Origin of the sequence: Pseudonocardia benzenivorans CB1190 (assembly GCF_000196675.2) — a bacterium.
Taxonomy (GTDB): domain Bacteria; phylum Actinomycetota; class Actinomycetes; order Mycobacteriales; family Pseudonocardiaceae; genus Pseudonocardia; species Pseudonocardia benzenivorans.
Genome location: NC_015312.1, coordinates 1,508,782 through 1,524,459 on the forward strand (window position 1 = coordinate 1,508,782; position 15,678 = coordinate 1,524,459).

Annotated in this window: 19 protein-coding genes and 1 riboswitch; of the genes, 8 read left to right on the top strand and 11 right to left on the bottom strand. The window is 73.6% G+C overall.

Translation table 11 applies throughout. The features are described from left to right. Positions 1-12: 12 nt before the first annotated feature. The 7 genes from PSED_RS07310 (at position 13) to PSED_RS07340 (ending at position 4,141) form a co-directional block, all read left to right on the top strand. Positions 13-330, top strand: a complete 318-nt coding sequence (locus tag PSED_RS07310) for an MmoB/DmpM family protein (protein ID WP_013673612.1) — start codon at positions 13-15, stop codon at positions 328-330. Further along, positions 327-1,334, top strand: coding sequence for a ferritin family protein (locus tag PSED_RS07315; RefSeq protein WP_013673613.1), 1,008 nt, complete (start codon positions 327-329; stop codon positions 1,332-1,334). Before PSED_RS07310 ends, PSED_RS07315 begins: the two co-directional genes overlap by 4 nt. Before the next feature lie 181 nt (positions 1,335-1,515). Beyond that, entirely contained in the window at positions 1,516-1,863 is a 348-nt protein-coding gene (locus PSED_RS07320) for a Rieske 2Fe-2S domain-containing protein (protein ID WP_233899340.1), read from the top strand. A 27-nt stretch (positions 1,864-1,890) separates the two neighbouring features. Next, positions 1,891-3,099, top strand: a complete 1,209-nt coding sequence (locus PSED_RS07325; protein ID WP_158511299.1) for an NAD(P)/FAD-dependent oxidoreductase — start codon at positions 1,891-1,893, stop codon at positions 3,097-3,099. After that, positions 3,099-3,473 (top strand): large ribosomal subunit protein uL22, encoded by a 375-nt coding sequence (locus PSED_RS07330; protein ID WP_041759381.1) that lies wholly within the window; start codon positions 3,099-3,101, stop codon positions 3,471-3,473. Before PSED_RS07325 ends, PSED_RS07330 begins: the two co-directional genes overlap by 1 nt. A gap of 30 nt (positions 3,474-3,503) precedes the next feature. After that, positions 3,504-3,833 carry a metal-sulfur cluster assembly factor gene (locus tag PSED_RS07335; protein ID WP_013673617.1) on the top strand — a complete coding sequence of 110 codons (330 nt, stop codon included), beginning with the start codon at positions 3,504-3,506 and terminating at the stop codon, positions 3,831-3,833. Positions 3,834-3,844: 11 nt separating this feature from the next. Next, a complete protein-coding gene (locus tag PSED_RS07340) occupies positions 3,845-4,141 on the top strand; it encodes a putative quinol monooxygenase (RefSeq protein WP_013673618.1) in 297 nt (98 codons plus the stop codon). Between the two features lie 9 nt (positions 4,142-4,150). Here the strand turns inward: PSED_RS07340 and PSED_RS07345 are convergent, their stop codons facing one another. The 4 genes from PSED_RS07345 to PSED_RS07360 form a co-directional block, all read right to left on the bottom strand. Continuing rightward, complete coding sequence (locus PSED_RS07345; protein WP_041759382.1) at positions 4,151-4,387, bottom strand: helix-turn-helix domain-containing protein; 237 nt, start codon at positions 4,385-4,387, stop codon at positions 4,151-4,153. Continuing rightward, positions 4,388-4,867: a DUF2975 domain-containing protein gene (locus PSED_RS07350; RefSeq protein WP_013673620.1), complete on the bottom strand. Its 480-nt coding sequence runs from the start codon at positions 4,865-4,867 to the stop codon at positions 4,388-4,390. A 54-nt stretch (positions 4,868-4,921) separates the two neighbouring features. Continuing rightward, a complete protein-coding gene (locus PSED_RS07355; RefSeq protein WP_013673621.1) occupies positions 4,922-6,073 on the bottom strand; it encodes a phosphoribosylaminoimidazolecarboxamide formyltransferase in 1,152 nt (383 codons plus the stop codon). A gap of 30 nt (positions 6,074-6,103) precedes the next feature. Further along, positions 6,104-6,191: riboswitch (ZMP/ZTP riboswitch) on the bottom strand. Between the two features lie 13 nt (positions 6,192-6,204). Continuing rightward, entirely contained in the window at positions 6,205-7,872 is a 1,668-nt protein-coding gene (locus PSED_RS07360; RefSeq protein ID WP_041759384.1) for an FAD-binding dehydrogenase, read from the bottom strand. Between the two features lie 193 nt (positions 7,873-8,065). On the opposite strand from PSED_RS07360, the gene PSED_RS07365 reads away from it, so the two are divergent. Beyond that, complete coding sequence (locus PSED_RS07365) at positions 8,066-9,802, top strand: thiamine pyrophosphate-binding protein (RefSeq protein WP_013673623.1); 1,737 nt, start codon at positions 8,066-8,068, stop codon at positions 9,800-9,802. Between the two features lie 37 nt (positions 9,803-9,839). Here the strand turns inward: PSED_RS07365 and PSED_RS07370 are convergent, their stop codons facing one another. The 7 genes from PSED_RS07370 to PSED_RS07405 form a co-directional block, all read right to left on the bottom strand. Then, on the bottom strand, positions 9,840-10,256 hold the full coding sequence (locus PSED_RS07370) for a nitrile hydratase accessory protein (protein ID WP_013673624.1): 417 nt from the start codon (positions 10,254-10,256) through the stop codon (positions 9,840-9,842). Then, positions 10,253-10,882 (bottom strand): nitrile hydratase subunit alpha, encoded by a 630-nt coding sequence (gene nthA, locus PSED_RS07375; protein WP_013673625.1) that lies wholly within the window; start codon positions 10,880-10,882, stop codon positions 10,253-10,255. Before nthA ends, PSED_RS07370 begins: the two co-directional genes overlap by 4 nt. After that, the gene (gene nthB / locus PSED_RS07380; protein WP_013673626.1) at positions 10,879-11,583 is read right to left on the bottom strand and encodes a nitrile hydratase subunit beta; all 705 of its coding nucleotides are present in this window, start codon (positions 11,581-11,583) and stop codon (positions 10,879-10,881) included. The genes nthA and nthB overlap by 4 nt, the downstream gene beginning before the upstream one ends. Then, complete coding sequence (locus tag PSED_RS07385; RefSeq protein ID WP_013673627.1) at positions 11,580-13,127, bottom strand: amidase; 1,548 nt, start codon at positions 13,125-13,127, stop codon at positions 11,580-11,582. The genes nthB and PSED_RS07385 overlap by 4 nt, the downstream gene beginning before the upstream one ends. A gap of 122 nt (positions 13,128-13,249) precedes the next feature. Then, complete coding sequence (locus tag PSED_RS07390) at positions 13,250-13,639, bottom strand: DUF6401 family natural product biosynthesis protein (RefSeq protein ID WP_013673628.1); 390 nt, start codon at positions 13,637-13,639, stop codon at positions 13,250-13,252. Positions 13,640-13,824: 185 nt separating this feature from the next. After that, entirely contained in the window at positions 13,825-15,084 is a 1,260-nt protein-coding gene (locus PSED_RS07400; protein WP_013673629.1) for a VOC family protein, read from the bottom strand. Continuing rightward, positions 15,081-15,623 (bottom strand): RNA polymerase sigma factor, encoded by a 543-nt coding sequence (locus PSED_RS07405; RefSeq protein WP_013673630.1) that lies wholly within the window; start codon positions 15,621-15,623, stop codon positions 15,081-15,083. The genes PSED_RS07400 and PSED_RS07405 overlap by 4 nt, the downstream gene beginning before the upstream one ends. Positions 15,624-15,678: the final 55 nt, after the last annotated feature.

Consider the following 15,678-nt stretch of genomic DNA (forward strand, 5'->3'; position numbering starts at 1 on the left):
GGGGCGACCGACATGAACAACGCGGTGGGCCCGGTGTTCCGGATGGGCGATGAGGTCGAGCTCGTCGTCGCGGCCATCGAGGACGACAACCCGGACACTGAGATCGAGGTGACCGACCGTGGCGCCTACGTCCGGGTCGAGGCGCCGGACCGGTTGCGCGTCACACAGGAGTCGCTGCGTCGCCACCTCGGCCCGACCTTCGAGATCCGGCAACTGCAGACGATGCTCTCCGCGTTCAGCGGCCGCATCTCGACCACGAGCGAGGAAATCGTGTGGGAGTGGGGCGCGGGCCGTCGGGAGCGGCTGGCGCGGACAGGAGGCGAAGCATGAGCGGCGGTCCACGCAGGCGGCGGACCTGGAGCGCGTTCGGCGACGTGCGGCGGATGCCCAGCGACTACGAGGTGATGACCCACGACGCCAACTGGACCCTGCGGCCCAACCGGAAGGCGGCGTTCGAGCAGAACCCGTCGTCCCCGGCGAACCTCTGGTTCCACACCTACCGCGACGCCTCTCCCCTCCGGGTCGCCGAGTGGAACAAGTACCGCGACCCGGACCAGCTGGTGTATCGCACCTACGTCACGATGCAGTCCGACGCCGAGACCCGACTGGCCGGGGTCCTGGAGGAGTACGCCGCCGCCGGGGCGACCGAGGCGCTGTCCCCGGCGTGGGTGCGCACCCTCGCGACCGTGTTCACCCCGACGCGGTTCCCGCTGCACGCCCTGCAACAGATCGAGGCCTACGTCGGCCATCTGGCTCCGACCTCCTACATCACGACCGCCGCCGCCTTCTCGACGGCGGACCTGCTGCGCCGGGTGACCGCCGTCGCCTACCGGACCCGCGAGCTGGAGCTCACCCGACCCGGGAGCGGTGCGGGACAGCAGGAGCGGCAGATCTGGGAGACGGAGCCGGGATGGCAGGGCGTGCGCCGGCTGGTCGAGACGGCCCTGGTCGCCTACGACTGGGGCGAGGCGCACACCGCGCTCAACCTGGTGATCCTCCCGACGCTTGACGCGGTGCTGCTCGACGGGTTCCGGGAGCTCGCGCGGGACAACGGCGACGAGCTCACCTGGTTACTGCTGGGCAACCTGGCCGAGGACGCCCGGCGGCGCGATCGTTGGGCGGGCGAGGTCGCGGCGTTCGCCGTGCGTGAGCGGCCGGAGAACGCCGACGTGTTGCGACGCTGGATCGACCGCTGGTCACCGCGGGCCGACGACGCGGTCGCCGAGCTGGCGACGTTGCTGGAGACGCTTCCGGACCGGCCGTGCCCCGGGGGCGAGCTCCTCGGCGCGGCACGGGCCGCCCGACAGCAGTTGCTGGACGGAGCGGGCCTCTAGGGAGTGTCTGACGGATCGCCGTCGATGGGCTCGGTGATACGGGCCGTCCGGGCGCCGAGACCGCGGCGAGTGATCCGTCAGACGCCCCCTCGGGCCCGCCCCGGGACCGATCCATCGCGGTGTCGACGGCCGTCGCATCCGGCCGCCGCACCGCTCCGCGAGAGGACGTGACGTGGGTGCCGTGCCTGAGACGACCGCGGAGGGGTCCGCGACCGACAGCGTGGGCTCCTGGGCGAGAGCCCTCGACCTCGACGAGCTGTGGGAGGGCGAGATGACGGCCGTCACCGTCGGCGCGACCAGCGTGCTGCTGGTCAACGTCGACGGACAGGTCCGCGCCTACGTCAATCGCTGCCCGCACCAGGAGTGGGCTCTCGACGAGGGCGACCTCGACGGCCGGACCCTCACGTGCAGCCGACACCTGTGGGAGTTCGACGTGCTCTCCGGCGAGGGCATCAACCCCGACAACTGCCGGCTCACGGGGTTGGACTGCCGCGTCGAGGACGGGGCGGTCCTCGTCCGGGCGGGCTGAGTGATGCGCCGGGAAAGGATCGTGCTCGTGGGCGCGGGGCGGGCTGCGGCCGCCGCGGCGGCCACGTTGCGCCGGGAGGGCTTCGACGGCGATCTCGTCGTCGTCGGCGACGAGCCGCACCCGCCGTACCGACGGCCCCCGCTGTCCAAGGCGTGGGACGGTGCGGCGCCGTGCGTCGACGACCTGCTGGTTCGCGACGCCGAGTGGTACGGCACGAACGCGGTCGAGCTGATCACAGGCACCCGCGCCGTTGCGCTGGACTGTGCGAGCCGGCAGCTGACGCTCGCCGACGGCGCCCGGCTCGGCTACGACCGGCTCCTGCTGGCAACGGGTGGCCGGCCCCGGCGCCTGCCCGGCGTGCGCGGCGACCGCATCCATCATCTGCGTACCGTCGCGGACGCCGCGGCGTTGCGCGAGCAGCTCGCCGGCGACGGCCCGCTGGTCGTGCTCGGCGGTGGGTTCCTGGGCTGCGAGGTCGCTGCCGCGGCCCGCGCATCGGGCGTCGAGGTCACGATCGTGGAGATGGCACCGACCCTGTTGTCCCGGGCGGTGAGCCCCGAGCTCGGTGAACTCTTCGCCGCGCTGCACAGGTCGCGGGGGGTGACGGTGCTGACCGGTGAGCGGGTCGACTCGGTGGTCCAGGCCGGCGACCAGGTCGTCGTGCGCACCTGCGCCCAGGTGCTCGAGTGCGCGGCGCTGCTGGTCGCGATCGGGATCTCGCGGTCCACCGAGCTCCTGTCGGGCACCCCGGTGGCCTGTGACGACGGCGTGCTCGTCGACGAGTTCGCCGCGACGTCGGTTCCCGGTGTGTACGCGGCGGGCGACGTGGCCGCCGCACACCATCCGCGGTACGGCAGGCGGGTGCGCGTCGAGCACGACGACAACGCCGTCCGGCAGGCGACCGTCGCCGCCCGCAACATGCTCGGTGCCCGCGACGTCTACGACGACCCGCACTGGTTCTGGTCCGACCAGTTCGAGCACAACCTGCAGATGGTCGGCTCGCCCGAGGGACACGACCGGTCCGTCGTCCGCGGCTCCCCCGGGGAGGGCGCGTTCTCGGTCTTCCACCTGCGGGGCGACCGGCTGGTCTCCGTGCTGGCGTTCGACCGCGGCCGCGACGTCGTCACCGGGCGCAAGCTCGTCGCCGCCGGGGCCACCGTCGCGGCCGAGCAGCTCGAGGACGACGCGGTCGACCTGCGCCGGCTGTTGCGCCGGCAGGGGGGACGGCCATCGTGATGGAGGTCGAGCACACCACGGGTCGGGTGACGGCCCGGTCCACACAGGCCCGGGTCGCCGCGGACGTCGCGCGACGCGCGCTCGACCGGGTCGAGGGCATGGCCGCGACCGACGCGGTGCAGTCGCTGACCTTCTCCGCCGGCCACCTCTGCGAACCCGTCGCCCGTCTCATCGACGCCGCCCTCGCACACGCCACCCGGGTACTGCACGTGCCCGCGGCGCTGTGCGTCGTCGAGTCGGGCGAGGTCGGGGAAGGGGAGACGGTGGTCCGGGTGCGACGCCAGGCCCACGGGCTGGCCACCTGGATCACCACCCGGACGACGTCGATCACGGTCGTGCTGAGCGTCCCGATACTGCACTCGGTCAGCGCCTGAGCAGCCCGTATTCGTATCGAGGAGGAACGAATGGACGAGCCACCGGTGGGGCTGCCCTCCACCGAGGAGGTCAGGGGACTCCTGCACGAGGTCATCGACCCGGATCTCGGGGTGAACGTCGTCGACCTCGGGTTCGTGCGCGACGTCGCCGTCGAGGGACCGGTCGTCCGCCTCGTCATGACGCTCACGTCGCCCGCGTGCCCACTCACGGGCGTCATGGAGGACCAGATCCGGGCGGCGCTCGTGGCCGGTCCCGTCCGCGACGTCCGCGTCGAGTGGGTCTGGTCGCCGGCCTGGACGCCGGACCTGATCACCCCCGACGGCCGCGAACAACTGCAGGCCATCGGTTTCCGACTCTGAGAGGAGAGACGATGGCATTCGTCGTCGCCGCCACCTGGCGGGCCGTGCCGGGCGCGGAGGAGCGTATCGCGAAGATCATCGAGCTCCTCACCCCGCTGTCGCGCGCCGAGGAGAAGGTGCTGTTCTTCCAGGGCCAGGTGGACCCGGACGAGCCGGGTACCTTCCTGCTCTACGAGCAGTACGCCGACGCGTCGGGCTACGCCGACCACCGCGACACGCCGCACTTCCGGCAGTACGTGCTGGGTGAGGCGATCCCGCAGCTGGCGTCGCGGGAGGTACGGACCTTCCACACGATCGACCCGCGCTGACGTCGCCGCTCAGCCTCGCGCCGGGGTGTCGGCCGGCTCGTCCTCGTCGACGAACTCCAGCAGGTCGCCGGGCTGGCAGTCCAGCACCCGGCACATGGCCTCCAGCGTCGAGAAGCGCACGGCCTTGGCGCGCCCGTTCTTCAGGACGGCCACGTTGGCCGGGGTGAGCCCGACCCGCTCGGCGAACTCCCCGACGCTCATCTTCCGCCGGGCCAGCTCGACGTCGATGCGCACGACGATGGCCACTCAGATCACCGCGTCGAGGTCAGTACGCAGTGTCGTGGCCTGGCGCAGCAGCGCGCGCAGCACGAGCACCAGCAGCCCGACGACGGTGACGCCCGTCGTCAGCAGGAGCAGCAGCATGGGCATACCCGGGTCGTCGGCCTGGGTGAGGACGAAGACGTCCACGGCGACGAGCACGACCCAGCCCGCGCCGATCGCCGCGACGATCACGTCGACCCAACGCATCGAGCTCTCGCTGAAGATCCGGTCCTGCTTCACCCGGGTGAGCAGCTGCCACGTCGCGACGATCACGACCTGCACGCACAGCAGCCAGAACACCGTCACCGCCGTCGCGGGCCAGCGCAGCGGGGCGTCGTGCGGGTTCTGCTCGGCCATGTACCGGAACTGCCCCGGCAGCGAGAGCGTCTGGAACACCAGTAGTACCCCGAAGAGGACCACGAGGAACACCCGGAGCGCGGGGATCGCTCGACGTTCGATCGTCATGCAGTGAGTCTCGACAAGCATCTATCGAATGTCAATAGATCGACTCGGCGTGCGTCAGTGGTGGAACAGCCGTGGCACGTCCGCGACGCGCGTGACGCGGTGCTCGCGGCAGGCCACGACGACGTCGGGGGAGCGCGTCGACCCGCCCGGTTCGGCGAGGTGCCGCACCCCGTGCCGGACCGCCTCGTCGACGTTGTCGCGGAAGGGGATCGCGCCGTCGGAGACGAACGCGACGTCGTCGAGGCGGCCGAGCCACGACGCCCGTTCCCGCGGGGTCAGGAGCGTGACACCGCGGGTCACCGCCGAGAGCAGAGCGGTCTCCTGGGCGTCGAGATCACCCTCGACGACCCGCAGCCGCCAGTTCGTCCGCTCGGTGCGCGAGACACCCTCGACGAACGTCATGGACCGCACGGCCGGGTGCCGGCGCAGCCACCACTTGTCGGCCTTGGCGCCCGCGATGCGCGTGCAGTCGATGCGCGACTGCTGGCCCGCGCCGATCCCGATCGCCATCCCGCCACGCAGGTAGCCGACGGAGTTGGACTGCGTGTAGCGCATGGCGTGCAGCCCCAGCAGCAGGTCGGTGACCGCCTGCGGGGCGAGCGCGGGCGCGGCGCGGGTGAGCAGGTCGGCGGTCAGCGGGGCGTCGTCACGGGGCTGGACCAGGCGCAGTCCACCGACCTCGCGCACCTCCTGCGCAGGCGGCACGACGGCCGGGTCGGCCTCCAGCACGACGAACCGGCCGTCCTTCTTGGCGGCCAACGTCGCCACGGTCCCCGGCGCGTACCCGGGCGCGATGATGCCGTCGGAGGTCAGCCGGCGGACGAGGTCGGCCAGCTCGGCGTCGACCGGCTCGGAGACCGCGATCATGTCGCCGAACGACGCCCGCGGATCGGCGTCGCGGGCACGGACGTAGGCGCTGGTCAGTGAGCCGACGCTCGCCGCGTCGAGGCCGAACGTCTCGGCTGCGACGTCGTCGACCGGCCCGGCGAGCGCGACGCCCGCGGGCGACACGTGCTTGAACGACGCCCCGGCCGGCGCCCCGCAGGACGCTGCGGCCTCGCGGACGAGGGCCCACGCGTTGACGGCGTCGAGCAGGTTGACCAGCGACGGCTCGCCCGACAGCACCCGCAGCGGGGGTCGCGCGGGATCGAGCGGCTCGGCGCCGGCCGGCCGTTGGTGCGGGTTCATGCCGTGGCGCAGCAACATGGCAGGTCCTCACGGTCGTACGGCGGGGGACCGGGGCACCCAGGCGGTCGACGCTCCGTGGACGTGCGCGCGGTCGCTCCCCGGTGGTGCTCCACCTTCGCCGGTCGCGGCCGCCCCCCAACCTTAGGCGATCACGCCGTGGCGACGGCCACCGCGCGCCCGGTCTGCCGTCCGGTGAACAGGCAGCCACCGAGGAACGTCCCCTCCAGCGAGCGGTAGCCGTGCACGCCCCCACCGCCGAACCCGGCGACCTCACCCGCCGCGTACAGCCCGGGGATCGGCTCACCGGCTGCGTCGAGGACGCGTCCGGAGAGGTCGGTCTGCAGCCCGCCGAGCGTCTTGCGGGTGAGGATGTTGAGCCGCACCGCGATCAACGGTCCGTGCCTCGGGTCCAGGATCCGGTGCGGCGCCGCGACCCGCACCAGCCGGTCGCCGCGGTAGCGGCGCGCGCCGCGCAGGGCGGTGACCTGTAGATCCTTCGCGAACGGGTTGTCGATCTCGCGGTCGCGGGCGACGATCTGGCGCTCGAGCTCGGCCAGCGACACGAGCTTCTCACCGGTCAGCCGGTTCATCCCCGCGACGAGTTCCGGCAGCGTCCGCGCGACGACGAAGTCCTCCCCGCGCTCCATGAACGCCGCCACCGGCGCCGGCGCGCCGGAGCGGACCCGGCCCAGCGTCGCGCGGACGTCCTTCGCCGTGAGATCGGGGTTCTGCTCCGAGCCCGACAGCGCGAACTCCTTCTCGATGATCGTGCGCGTCAGCACGAACCAGGAGTGGTCGAAGCCGGTGTCGGAGATGGCCTTCAGCGTCGCCAGCGTGTCGAAGCCGGGGAACGCGGGTGCGGGGAAGCGGCGGCCGCGGGCGTCGAACCACATCGACGACGGTCCGGGCAGGATCCGGATGCCGTGCCGGTCCCAGATCGGGTCCCAGTTGCGCAGGCCCTCCGTGTAGTGCCACATGCGGTCCCGGTTGACGACGCGCCCGCCCGCCGCCTCGGTGATCCCCAGCATCCGGCCGTCGACGTGCGCGGGCACCCCGACGACGACGTCGCGCGGGGGCCGGCCCAGCCGCCGGGGCCAGTTCTCCCGCACCAGGTCGACGTTCCCGCCGATCCCGCCCGAGGTCACGACGACCGCCTGCGCGCTCAGCGCGAACTCCCCGGTCACGACGCGCGAGCTCGCGGTGCCGCGCGCGGCCCTCGACGGTTCGAGCACGGCGCCGTGCACGCCGTCGACCGTGCCGTCGGTGCTGGTCAGGGCGTCGACGCGGTGCCGGAACCGTAGCTCGACGCGTCCGGCGGCGGCGTGCTCGCGGACCCGTCGTTCGAAGGGGTCGACCAGCCCCGGCCCGGTGCCCCAGGTGACGTGGAAGCGCGGGACGGAGTTGCCGTGGCCGTCGGCCAGCCCGCCGCCGCGCTCGGCCCAGCCGACGACCGGGAACCAGCGCACACCCATGGCGTGCAACCACGCCCGCTTCTCGCCCGCGGCGAAGTCGACGTATGCGCGGGCCCAGCGCAGCCCCCAGTGGTCCTCGCCCGCAGGGTCGTGCGGGTCCCGGTCGAACCCGGCGCTGCCGAGCCAGTCCTGCCAGGCCAGGTCGGCCGAGTCGCGGACGCCGAGGCGGCGCTGCTCCGGGGAGTCGACGAGGAAGAGCCCGCCGAACGACCAGTACGCCTGGCCGCCGAGTGCGGCGTCGGGCTCCTGGTCGAGCAGGATCACCCGCCGCCCGGCGTCGGCCAGCTCGGCGGCGGCGGCCAGCCCGGCCAGCCCCGCGCCGACCACGATCACGTCGGTGTCCACGGCGCCGAGGATGCCAGTCGGCGATCACCGGTCGCCGCGGGGCGCGCGTGGGACGGCGTTCTCGATCGTGGGCGTCGGTCCCCGGTGCGGGGTCCGGGCCGGAATCGGGCGAACGCGGTGCTATCGGGCTCGGCAGGGCGTCCCGGCGCTCGTAGTGTGGGGAACGGTATCCGCGCGGCGAGGGGAGCGGACGGTGCACGGAGGCGATCAGGTCGCCGATGTCCTCAGCGCGCAGGGTGTGCACGCGCTGTTCACGTTGTGCGGTGGCCACATCTCACCGATCCTCGTGGGTGCCAAGGCTCGTGGCATCCGGATCGTCGACACCCGGCACGAGGCGACGGCGGTCTTCGCCGCCGACGCCGTCGCCCGGCTCACCGGCCGGCCCGGCGTCGCGGCGGTCACGGCGGGGCCCGGGCTCACCAACACGGTCACGGCCGTGAAGAACGCGCAGCTCGCGCAGTCGCCGGTGGTGCTGCTGGGCGGCGCGGCACCGACGGTGCTGCAGGGCCGGGGGGCGTTGCAGGACATCGACCAGATGGCGCTGCTGCGCCCGCACGTCAAGTGGTCCTACGCCGTGCGCAGGGTGCGCGACATCGGTCCCGCCGTCGAGGAGGCGTTCCGGTCGGCACTGTCCGGGGTGCCGGGACCGGTGTTCGTCGAGCTGCCGATCGACCTGCTCTACGACGAGGTCGTCGTCCGGCAGTGGTACGGCGCCGCGCGCAGCGGGCGGTCGCTGGGGGAGCGCGCGGTGCAGGCCTACCTCAAGGCGCGGGTCGCGCGGATGTTCAGCGGCGCCGGGCGCAACCGTCCCGGCCCGGCCGTCGACGTCCCCGCGCCCGTCCCGGCCCCGGACCGCGTCGCGGCGGCCGCCGCCGCGCTGGCGAAGGCGACCCGGCCGGTGATCCTCGTCGGGAGCCAGGCGATGGTCGCCCCCGGCGCGGCCGACCGGCTGGTCCCGGCCCTGGAGCGGATCGGCGCCCCGGTGTTCCTTTCCGGCACCGCGCGCGGGCTGCTGGGCGCCGACCATCCGTTGCAGGCCAGGCACAAGCGCCGGGAGAGCCTGAAGGCCGCGGACCTCGTCGTCCTCGCCGGCGTGCCCGCCGACTTCCGGCTCGACTACGGCAACCACGTCCGGCGTGGTGCCACGCTCGTCTCGGCCAACCGCAGCAGCGGCGACCTGCGTCGCAACCGGCGTCCCGACGTCGCGATCCTCGGTGACGCCGCGCTCGCCCTCGCCGGCGTCGCCGCCGCCCTGCCCGCCCGCGACGACGATGCCGCGCCGTCGCGCTGGCCCGAGTGGATGGACGTCGTACGCGGCCGCGACGCCGAGCGCGAGGCCGACATCGCGACGCAGGCCGAGGCCGGCACCGACGACGGCGTCGGCCCGGTGCGGATGTGCGTCGAGGTCGCGGCCGCGCTGCCGGCGGGCGCGATCATCGTGGGCGACGGCGGCGACATCGTGGCGACCGCGTCGTACGTGCTGCGCCCCGACGGCCCGCTGCGCTGGCTCGACCCGGGGGTGTTCGGCACGCTCGGCGTCGGGGCCGGGTTCGCGCTCGGCGCCGCGACGGTGCACCCCGACGCGCCGCTGTGGATCGTGTTCGGCGACGGGTCGGTCGGCTACTCGCTCTCGGAGTTCGACACGTTCGTCCGGCACGGCATCGGCGTGGTCGCCGTCGTGGGGAACGACGCGTCGTGGTCGCAGATCGCGCGCGAGCAGGTGGAACTGCTGCGCGACGACGTCGCCACGGTGCTGGCCCCGACCCGTTACGACCAGGTCGCGGCCGGGTTCGGCGCCGTCGGACTGCACGTCGACGACGCCGCCGAGCTGCCCGCGGCGCTGGCCAAGGCGAAGGCCGCCGACGGTCCGGTGCTCGTCGACGTCCGGCTGGGGCGCAGCGACTTCCGGAAGGGCTCGATCTCGATGTGAGCCCGGGCGCGTCGGGAGGGGCGCGAGCGGAGCAGGGTCAGCGGGCCGGGTCCACCGCCACGGGCTCGTAGTGCGGCTCGTGATGGTTGCGCGCCCTCGGGGTCGCGAGGACCTCGCGGGTGCGCTCGTCGAGCGCCGCCTCGGAGAGCACGCCGTTGCCCGCGAGCACGGTCTCCAGCGCGGTGAGCCAGTGCTCGTAGTACGACCACGGCGCCGCGTCGGGGTCGCCGCCCTCGGCCTCCCAACGCCGGATCGACTCGATGAGCGACAGCTGGAACTCCGACCACTCGTACTGTCCGTTGTGGTAGGCCGCGACGGCCATCGCGAAGGCCCGCAGCTCCCACGGCTCCGCGAACGGCTCCTCCCCGGGCCGCGAGGGCAGCTCGGCGACCAGCGCCTCGACGCGGCGGCGCGCGTCGCCGAGCTCCGTCGCGTCGGGCCGGAAGCCCGTCACGGCGCCGGCACCACGCCGGTGCCGATCATCGAGTCGCGGGTGACGAGGGCGGCGAGGGCCTGCTCGTCCATGCCCTCGGTGCCGGCCGGGCGCAGCGGGAGCACCCAGTACCGCATCTCCGACGACGAGTCCCACACCCGCACCTCGACCGACTCGGGCAGGTCGAGCCCGAAGTCCTCGCGCAGCACCTTGCGCGGTTCGCGGACGATGCGCGAGCGGTACTGCGGGCCCTTGTACCAGTTGGGCGGCAGTCCGAGCACCGGCCACGGGTAGCACGAGCACAGCGTGCAGACGATGACGTTGTGGACGGTGTCGGTGTTCTCGACGACGACCATGTCCTCGCCCTGCAGGCCGCCGATGCCCAGCTCCCGGCAGGTCGCGGTGCCGTCGCGCAGCAGCCGTTCGCGGAAGTCGGGGTCGGTCCACGCCTTGGCGACGACGGCCGCGCCCAGCTGCGGCCCGACCTCGTTCTCGTAGATCTCCGCGAGCCGGTCGACCGCCTCGGTCGTCATGATCCCCTTCTCGATCATGATGGCCTCGAGCGCCTTGACCCTGGCGGCGATCTCCTCCTGGGTGCGGACGGTCGGTTGGCGGACGGTCGGCGGACGGGTCGGCGTGGTGCTCATGCGGCGCTCCCTTCGGTGCCGGCGGCCGGGACGATGTAGGGCTCCCAGACGTCGAAGTAGACGAAGCCGTTCGGCTCGGCGGTCTCCTCGCCCCACAGTTCGGAGTTGGTGAACCGCACGGTGTAGACGTGCTCGGGGGCGTCCCCGCCCCCGTTCCCCGCGCTGTCGGGATAGATGAACGTGCCGTGGGCCAGCACGATCTCGCCGGTCCTGCCGCGGATGTACCGGGCGCGGCGGGTGTGCCCCAGCGGGCTGGAGCCGAGCACCCTGACCCGGTCGCCGACGGCGTACGCCGCCTTCTTGTCCGACTCCCTGGCGGCCGAAGCACCGGCCTTCACGACGCCGTCGACGAACGCCAGGAGGTCGGGGTCGGAGCGCTGCGGCAGCGGCGCGTCGGGGTTCTCGAGGTAGTACCTGGTGCGCTCCTCGATGTCGGCGGGATCGAGCACACCCTTCTCGACGCCGAAGTGCTCGACGGTGTGCGCCCAGTGTTCGTAGTAGGGCGAGAGCAGGTAGATCGCGGGATGCATCTGTTCGATGCCGAACCGGAACTGGTCGACGCCGAAGAACCCGGCCCGGAACGGCATCGAGAACATGCCGAACGCGGCCTTCTCCCACTCCGCGTGGAAGACCGGTTCCTCCTCCTCGACGGGGACCGGGCCGAGGCCGTCGGTGCCCCCGAGGTCGTGCACGCCGTTCATGCCTGGCTCCCCGTGGTCGCGGCCGTGGGGGCCGGGAAACCCCCGACGGCCTGCTCGAACGTGTGGGCGACGCGCAGCGGTGTGGCGTCCTCGAACATCCGGCCGATGATCATCATCCCGACCGGCAGGCCCCCGGACAGCCCGGCGGGCACGGACGTCGCCGGGTGGCCGGTGACGTCGGTGACGCAGGTGTTGCCGATCATCTCCAGCGCCCGGGTGATGATCTCCTCGCGCGGCGCGTCGGGGCCGGGGATGGTCGAGGCGGTCATCGGCAGCGTCGGCATGACGAGGACGTCGTAGCGCTGCAGCGCCTCGTCGTAGGCCCGGCGCAGGTCGACCGCGAGGTTGCGGGCCATCGCGTAGTGCCTGCCGTGCTCGGAGGCGAGGCCGTAGCCGCCGGCGAGCAGCACGAACTTGACGGTCTCGGAGAACTCGTCGGGCCGGGCGCGCCACTGCCTGCCGTAGTGCGCGATGAGCTCCGGGTCGTACTCGCCCTGCCAGTTCATGCCGTAGCCGTTGGCCTCGACCATCTGCGCGGCCGCGCCCTCGGTGGCGATGACGTCCCAGATACGGGCGCCGTGCAGGTGCCACGGCACGGAGACGTCCTCGGCGTCCAGGCCGGCCTCGCGCAGGATGTCGACGGCGGCGCGGACGGTCGCGTCGACACCCGGGTCGGAGTTGGCGTGGCCGAAGCCCTCGGAGACGACGCCCACGCGCAGCCCGGCCGCGGACCGGGCGAGCGCGCCGGAGTAGTCGTCGGTGACCAGGCCCGCGGGCTGGCGCGGGTCGAGCCCGTCGGGACCGGCGATCACGTCGAGGACCAGCGCGGCGTCGGCGACGGTGCGCGTCATCGGTCCGAGATGGTCGATGGTCTGTTCGATCGGGAACGCGCCGGTGTAGGGCACGAGCCCGTGCGTCGGCTTGTGCCCGACGATCCCGCTGTAGGCGGCCGGGATGCGCACCGACCCGCCCTGGTCGCCGCCCGTCGCGAGGTCGACGACGCCGCTCGCGACGAGCGCCGCGCTGCCGCTGGACGACCCGCCCGCCGATCGCGTCTCGTCCCACGGGTTGCGGACGGGGCCGGTGCGGGAGGTGTGCGACCCGCCGGAGAAGCAGAGGTCCTCGCAGACGGCCTTGCCCGCGATCGTCGCGCCGGCGGCGAGCAACCGGGTGACGATCGTGGCGTCGCGCCTCGGGACGAAGCCCTCGACGGTCTTGGAGCCGTTCATCATCGGCACGCCCGCCACGGCGGTGTTGTCCTTGATCGCGACGGTGCGCCCGGCGAGCGGCCCGTCGGCGGCGCCCCGGATCTCGGTGGTGACGTACCAGGCGTTGTAGGGGTTGTCGGCGTCGTCGGGCCGCTGCCAGGACCGTTGCGGCACAGCGGGCGCGGTCGCGGAGTAGAGCTCCTCGACCGCGTCCCACGAGGCGAGCAGCCCGTGCACGAAGGGTTGGAACGAGTCGAGGTCGGCAGGGGAGAGGGAGAGACCGTATCGGGCGGCGGCCGCGGCCAGCGCCTTCTGGTCGGGAGGTGGTACCGCCATCGCAGACTCCTCGCGGTAGGGGTACCGAAGGAGCCTATGGACGTGATCAAAACGCGTCAACCTGTCGAGGCGTATCGACGCATTTCGGCGTGGGCAGGCCACGACGTGCTGATCACGGTGGGTCAGGCCCGGCGGGCGACCTCGCGACCGAGATGGCAGATCGCGAGCAGCCGCAACGCGACCCAGTCGGCGTGCTCCCAGCGGCCGTCGGCGGGCACGGCGACCGACCCGCCGCCGCGGCACTGCTCGTCGACGAGGCCGCGCGCGTACGCGGCGAGGCGCACCGCGCGGTCGCGGGAGTCGACGCGGGTGAGCACCGCGGACCGGAAGCCCGGCCGGTCGTCGAGCATGTCGCGCACCGCGGCGACGTGCTGGTCGAGTGCGGCGCCGAGCCCGGGGGACCGGCGGGCGGCGGCCAGACCGGGGAGCCCGAACTGGTCGATCAGGCGTCGCAGCGTCCGGCGGGCGGACCACTCGGAGACCAACGAGCCGACGTCGCGCAACACTGGCACGTCGCGGATCGTAGCTTTCTGATCACCGGGCTGAGTGACGCCGGACGAGTGAAGAGATCGAAGGTCGTCACCGTGCGACGAACTCTCGCGTCGTCGGCGCCGCCGGGCCCGGTGGTCCGACGAACGGTCGGTACCGATCGGCCTGTGCGCGGCGAGGTAGGCCGCCCTCCGCGGGCCCGGTCGGCTCAGTACCGGACCAGCCAGAACGCCGCGCCCTGGTCGTCGGTGCAGCGGGCCGAGACGCCGTACCCGGCGTCGGCCGGGTCGTCGGCCGTGCCACCGGCTGCCCGCACCGCCGCGACGGCGCCCGCCACGTCCTCGACGACGAACATCGGCACGACCTGCGCCGCGTCGTGGCCGCCGTGCAGCCCGGTCATCGGCGATGTCTCGTCGCCGGACGCGCTGCGCACGTGCCAGCCGTCCGGCACCCGGCCCGGGCCGAAGCGCCACCCGAGCACGGTGCCGTAGAACGCCCGGGCCCGGCCCGCGTCGGGCACCTCGATCGTCAGGTAGGTGAGCGTCCCTGGCCGCGTCGTGTCGGGCCGGACGTTCTGGCGTCCCGCGGCGAACACCGCGAACGGCAGGCCCTGGTCGTCGGCGCACGTGGCGGTGCGACCCCAGGGCTCGTCGAGCGGTTCCTCGGCGCTGCCGCCCGCGGCCCGGACCAGCGCGACGGTCTCGTCGACGTCGTCGACGGCGTACGCGCACATCGTCGTGGCCGCGTCCTGCCCGCCGTACATCCCGAGCTCCTGGCCCACCCCGACGACCCGGCGGGCGTGGCCGTCGCGGGCGCCCTCGGTCGTCCAGCCCAGGACGGCGGCGTAGAACCGGTCGGCCGCGTCGACGTCGCGACGCCACAGCGAGGCGTAGCCGACGTCACCGACCTGCAGCGCAGCGCCGGCGGCGGGTTCGCGGGAGACCATCCAGCGGTGCCCGGCCGGGTCGAGGACGACGCCCCCGCGCCCGTACGGGGAGTCGCCGACGGGCCGCTCCAGCCGCGCACCGAGTGCCACCGCGCGGTCGACGACGGCGTCCGGGTCCGACACCTCCAGCCGCATCGAGACGGTCGCCTCGCCGTCGCGCGGGGCGACGACCCCGAGCTCGGGGAACGGCTCGGCCAGCATCAGCACACTGTCGCCGATCGCGACCTCGGCGTGGCCGATCCGGCCGTCGGGCATGACGATCGGCTCACCGCGCCGGACGGCCCCGAACGCGTCGACGTAGAAGTCGACCGCGGCCGTGGCGTCGGGCACCGCGAGGTACGGGGTGACCGAGTGCAGGGCGAGTGCGGTGCCACGAGAGATCGTGCTGGTCATGGGCTCCTCCTGAGGGCCCGGCGCGGCGAGCACCGCCCGCTCGAGGCGGGCGCGCAGCCGCGCGGCGAAGGCCGGGTCGGGATCGACCGGCGTGACGGGTTCGCGGAGGGCGTCCAGCGGGTCGTTCATGCCGGATCGCCTCCCGTGCGTCGCAGATACGTGTGCCGGAACGCGGTGCGCGCCCTGGCCAGGACGGACTCGGTGGCCCGTCGGCTGCGGCCGAGCACGCCGGCGACCTCGCCGACGGGCAGGCCGTCGAGGTAGCGCAGGGTCAGCGCCGCGCGGTGCAGCGGGCTCTGCTCGTCCAGCACCTCGCGGGCGAGCAGGGCGTCGAGCTCGTCGTCCCACGGGTCGGTCCCGGCCTCGTGGTGCTCGGCGACGGCGCGCAGCCCGCGCTCCTCGCGGGCGAGCGCGCGCCAGTGGTCGGCGAGCTTGTGCCGGGCGATGCCGATCAGCCAGCCCGTCGTCGGATCCACGACGGGCCCGCCGGCGGTCGTGCGCCGGCACTCCTGCACCGCGGCCAGGAACGTCTCCGCGGTGAGGTCCTCGGCCAGTGCGCGGCGCCGGCAGCGGGCGAGCAGATAGCCGTAGACCTCCGGTAGTGCGGTGTCGTACAACGCGAGCAGCGCGAGGCCCGGATCGGGCCGGACCTGCTCGTCGCGATGCACGTCCCTACCTCGTCCCGCGGCCGCGGTTCCCGTCGGGCTCTCACCCGGACGGACG

Bases quoted from the DNA above. Each gene is read 5' to 3' on its own strand.
- PSED_RS07400 (WP_013673629.1), bottom strand. From the start codon at position 15,084: ATGAACGACCCGCTGGACGCCCTCCGCGAACCCGTCACGCCGGTCGAT.
- nthA (WP_013673625.1), bottom strand. From the start codon at position 10,882: ATGAGCACCACGCCGACCCGTCCGCCGACCGTCCGCCAACCGACCGTC.
- PSED_RS07385 (WP_013673627.1), bottom strand. From the start codon at position 13,127: ATGGCGGTACCACCTCCCGACCAGAAGGCGCTGGCCGCGGCCGCCGCC.
- PSED_RS07330 (WP_041759381.1), top strand. From the start codon at position 3,099: ATGGAGGTCGAGCACACCACGGGTCGGGTGACGGCCCGGTCCACACAG.
- PSED_RS07350 (WP_013673620.1), bottom strand. From the start codon at position 4,867: ATGACGATCGAACGTCGAGCGATCCCCGCGCTCCGGGTGTTCCTCGTG.
- PSED_RS07335 (WP_013673617.1), top strand. From the start codon at position 3,504: ATGGACGAGCCACCGGTGGGGCTGCCCTCCACCGAGGAGGTCAGGGGA.
- nthB (WP_013673626.1), bottom strand. From the start codon at position 11,583: ATGAACGGCGTGCACGACCTCGGGGGCACCGACGGCCTCGGCCCGGTC.
- PSED_RS07310 (WP_013673612.1), top strand. From the start codon at position 13: ATGAACAACGCGGTGGGCCCGGTGTTCCGGATGGGCGATGAGGTCGAG.
- PSED_RS07340 (WP_013673618.1), top strand. From the start codon at position 3,845: ATGGCATTCGTCGTCGCCGCCACCTGGCGGGCCGTGCCGGGCGCGGAG.
- PSED_RS07315 (WP_013673613.1), top strand. From the start codon at position 327: ATGAGCGGCGGTCCACGCAGGCGGCGGACCTGGAGCGCGTTCGGCGAC.
- PSED_RS07355 (WP_013673621.1), bottom strand. From the start codon at position 6,073: ATGTTGCTGCGCCACGGCATGAACCCGCACCAACGGCCGGCCGGCGCC.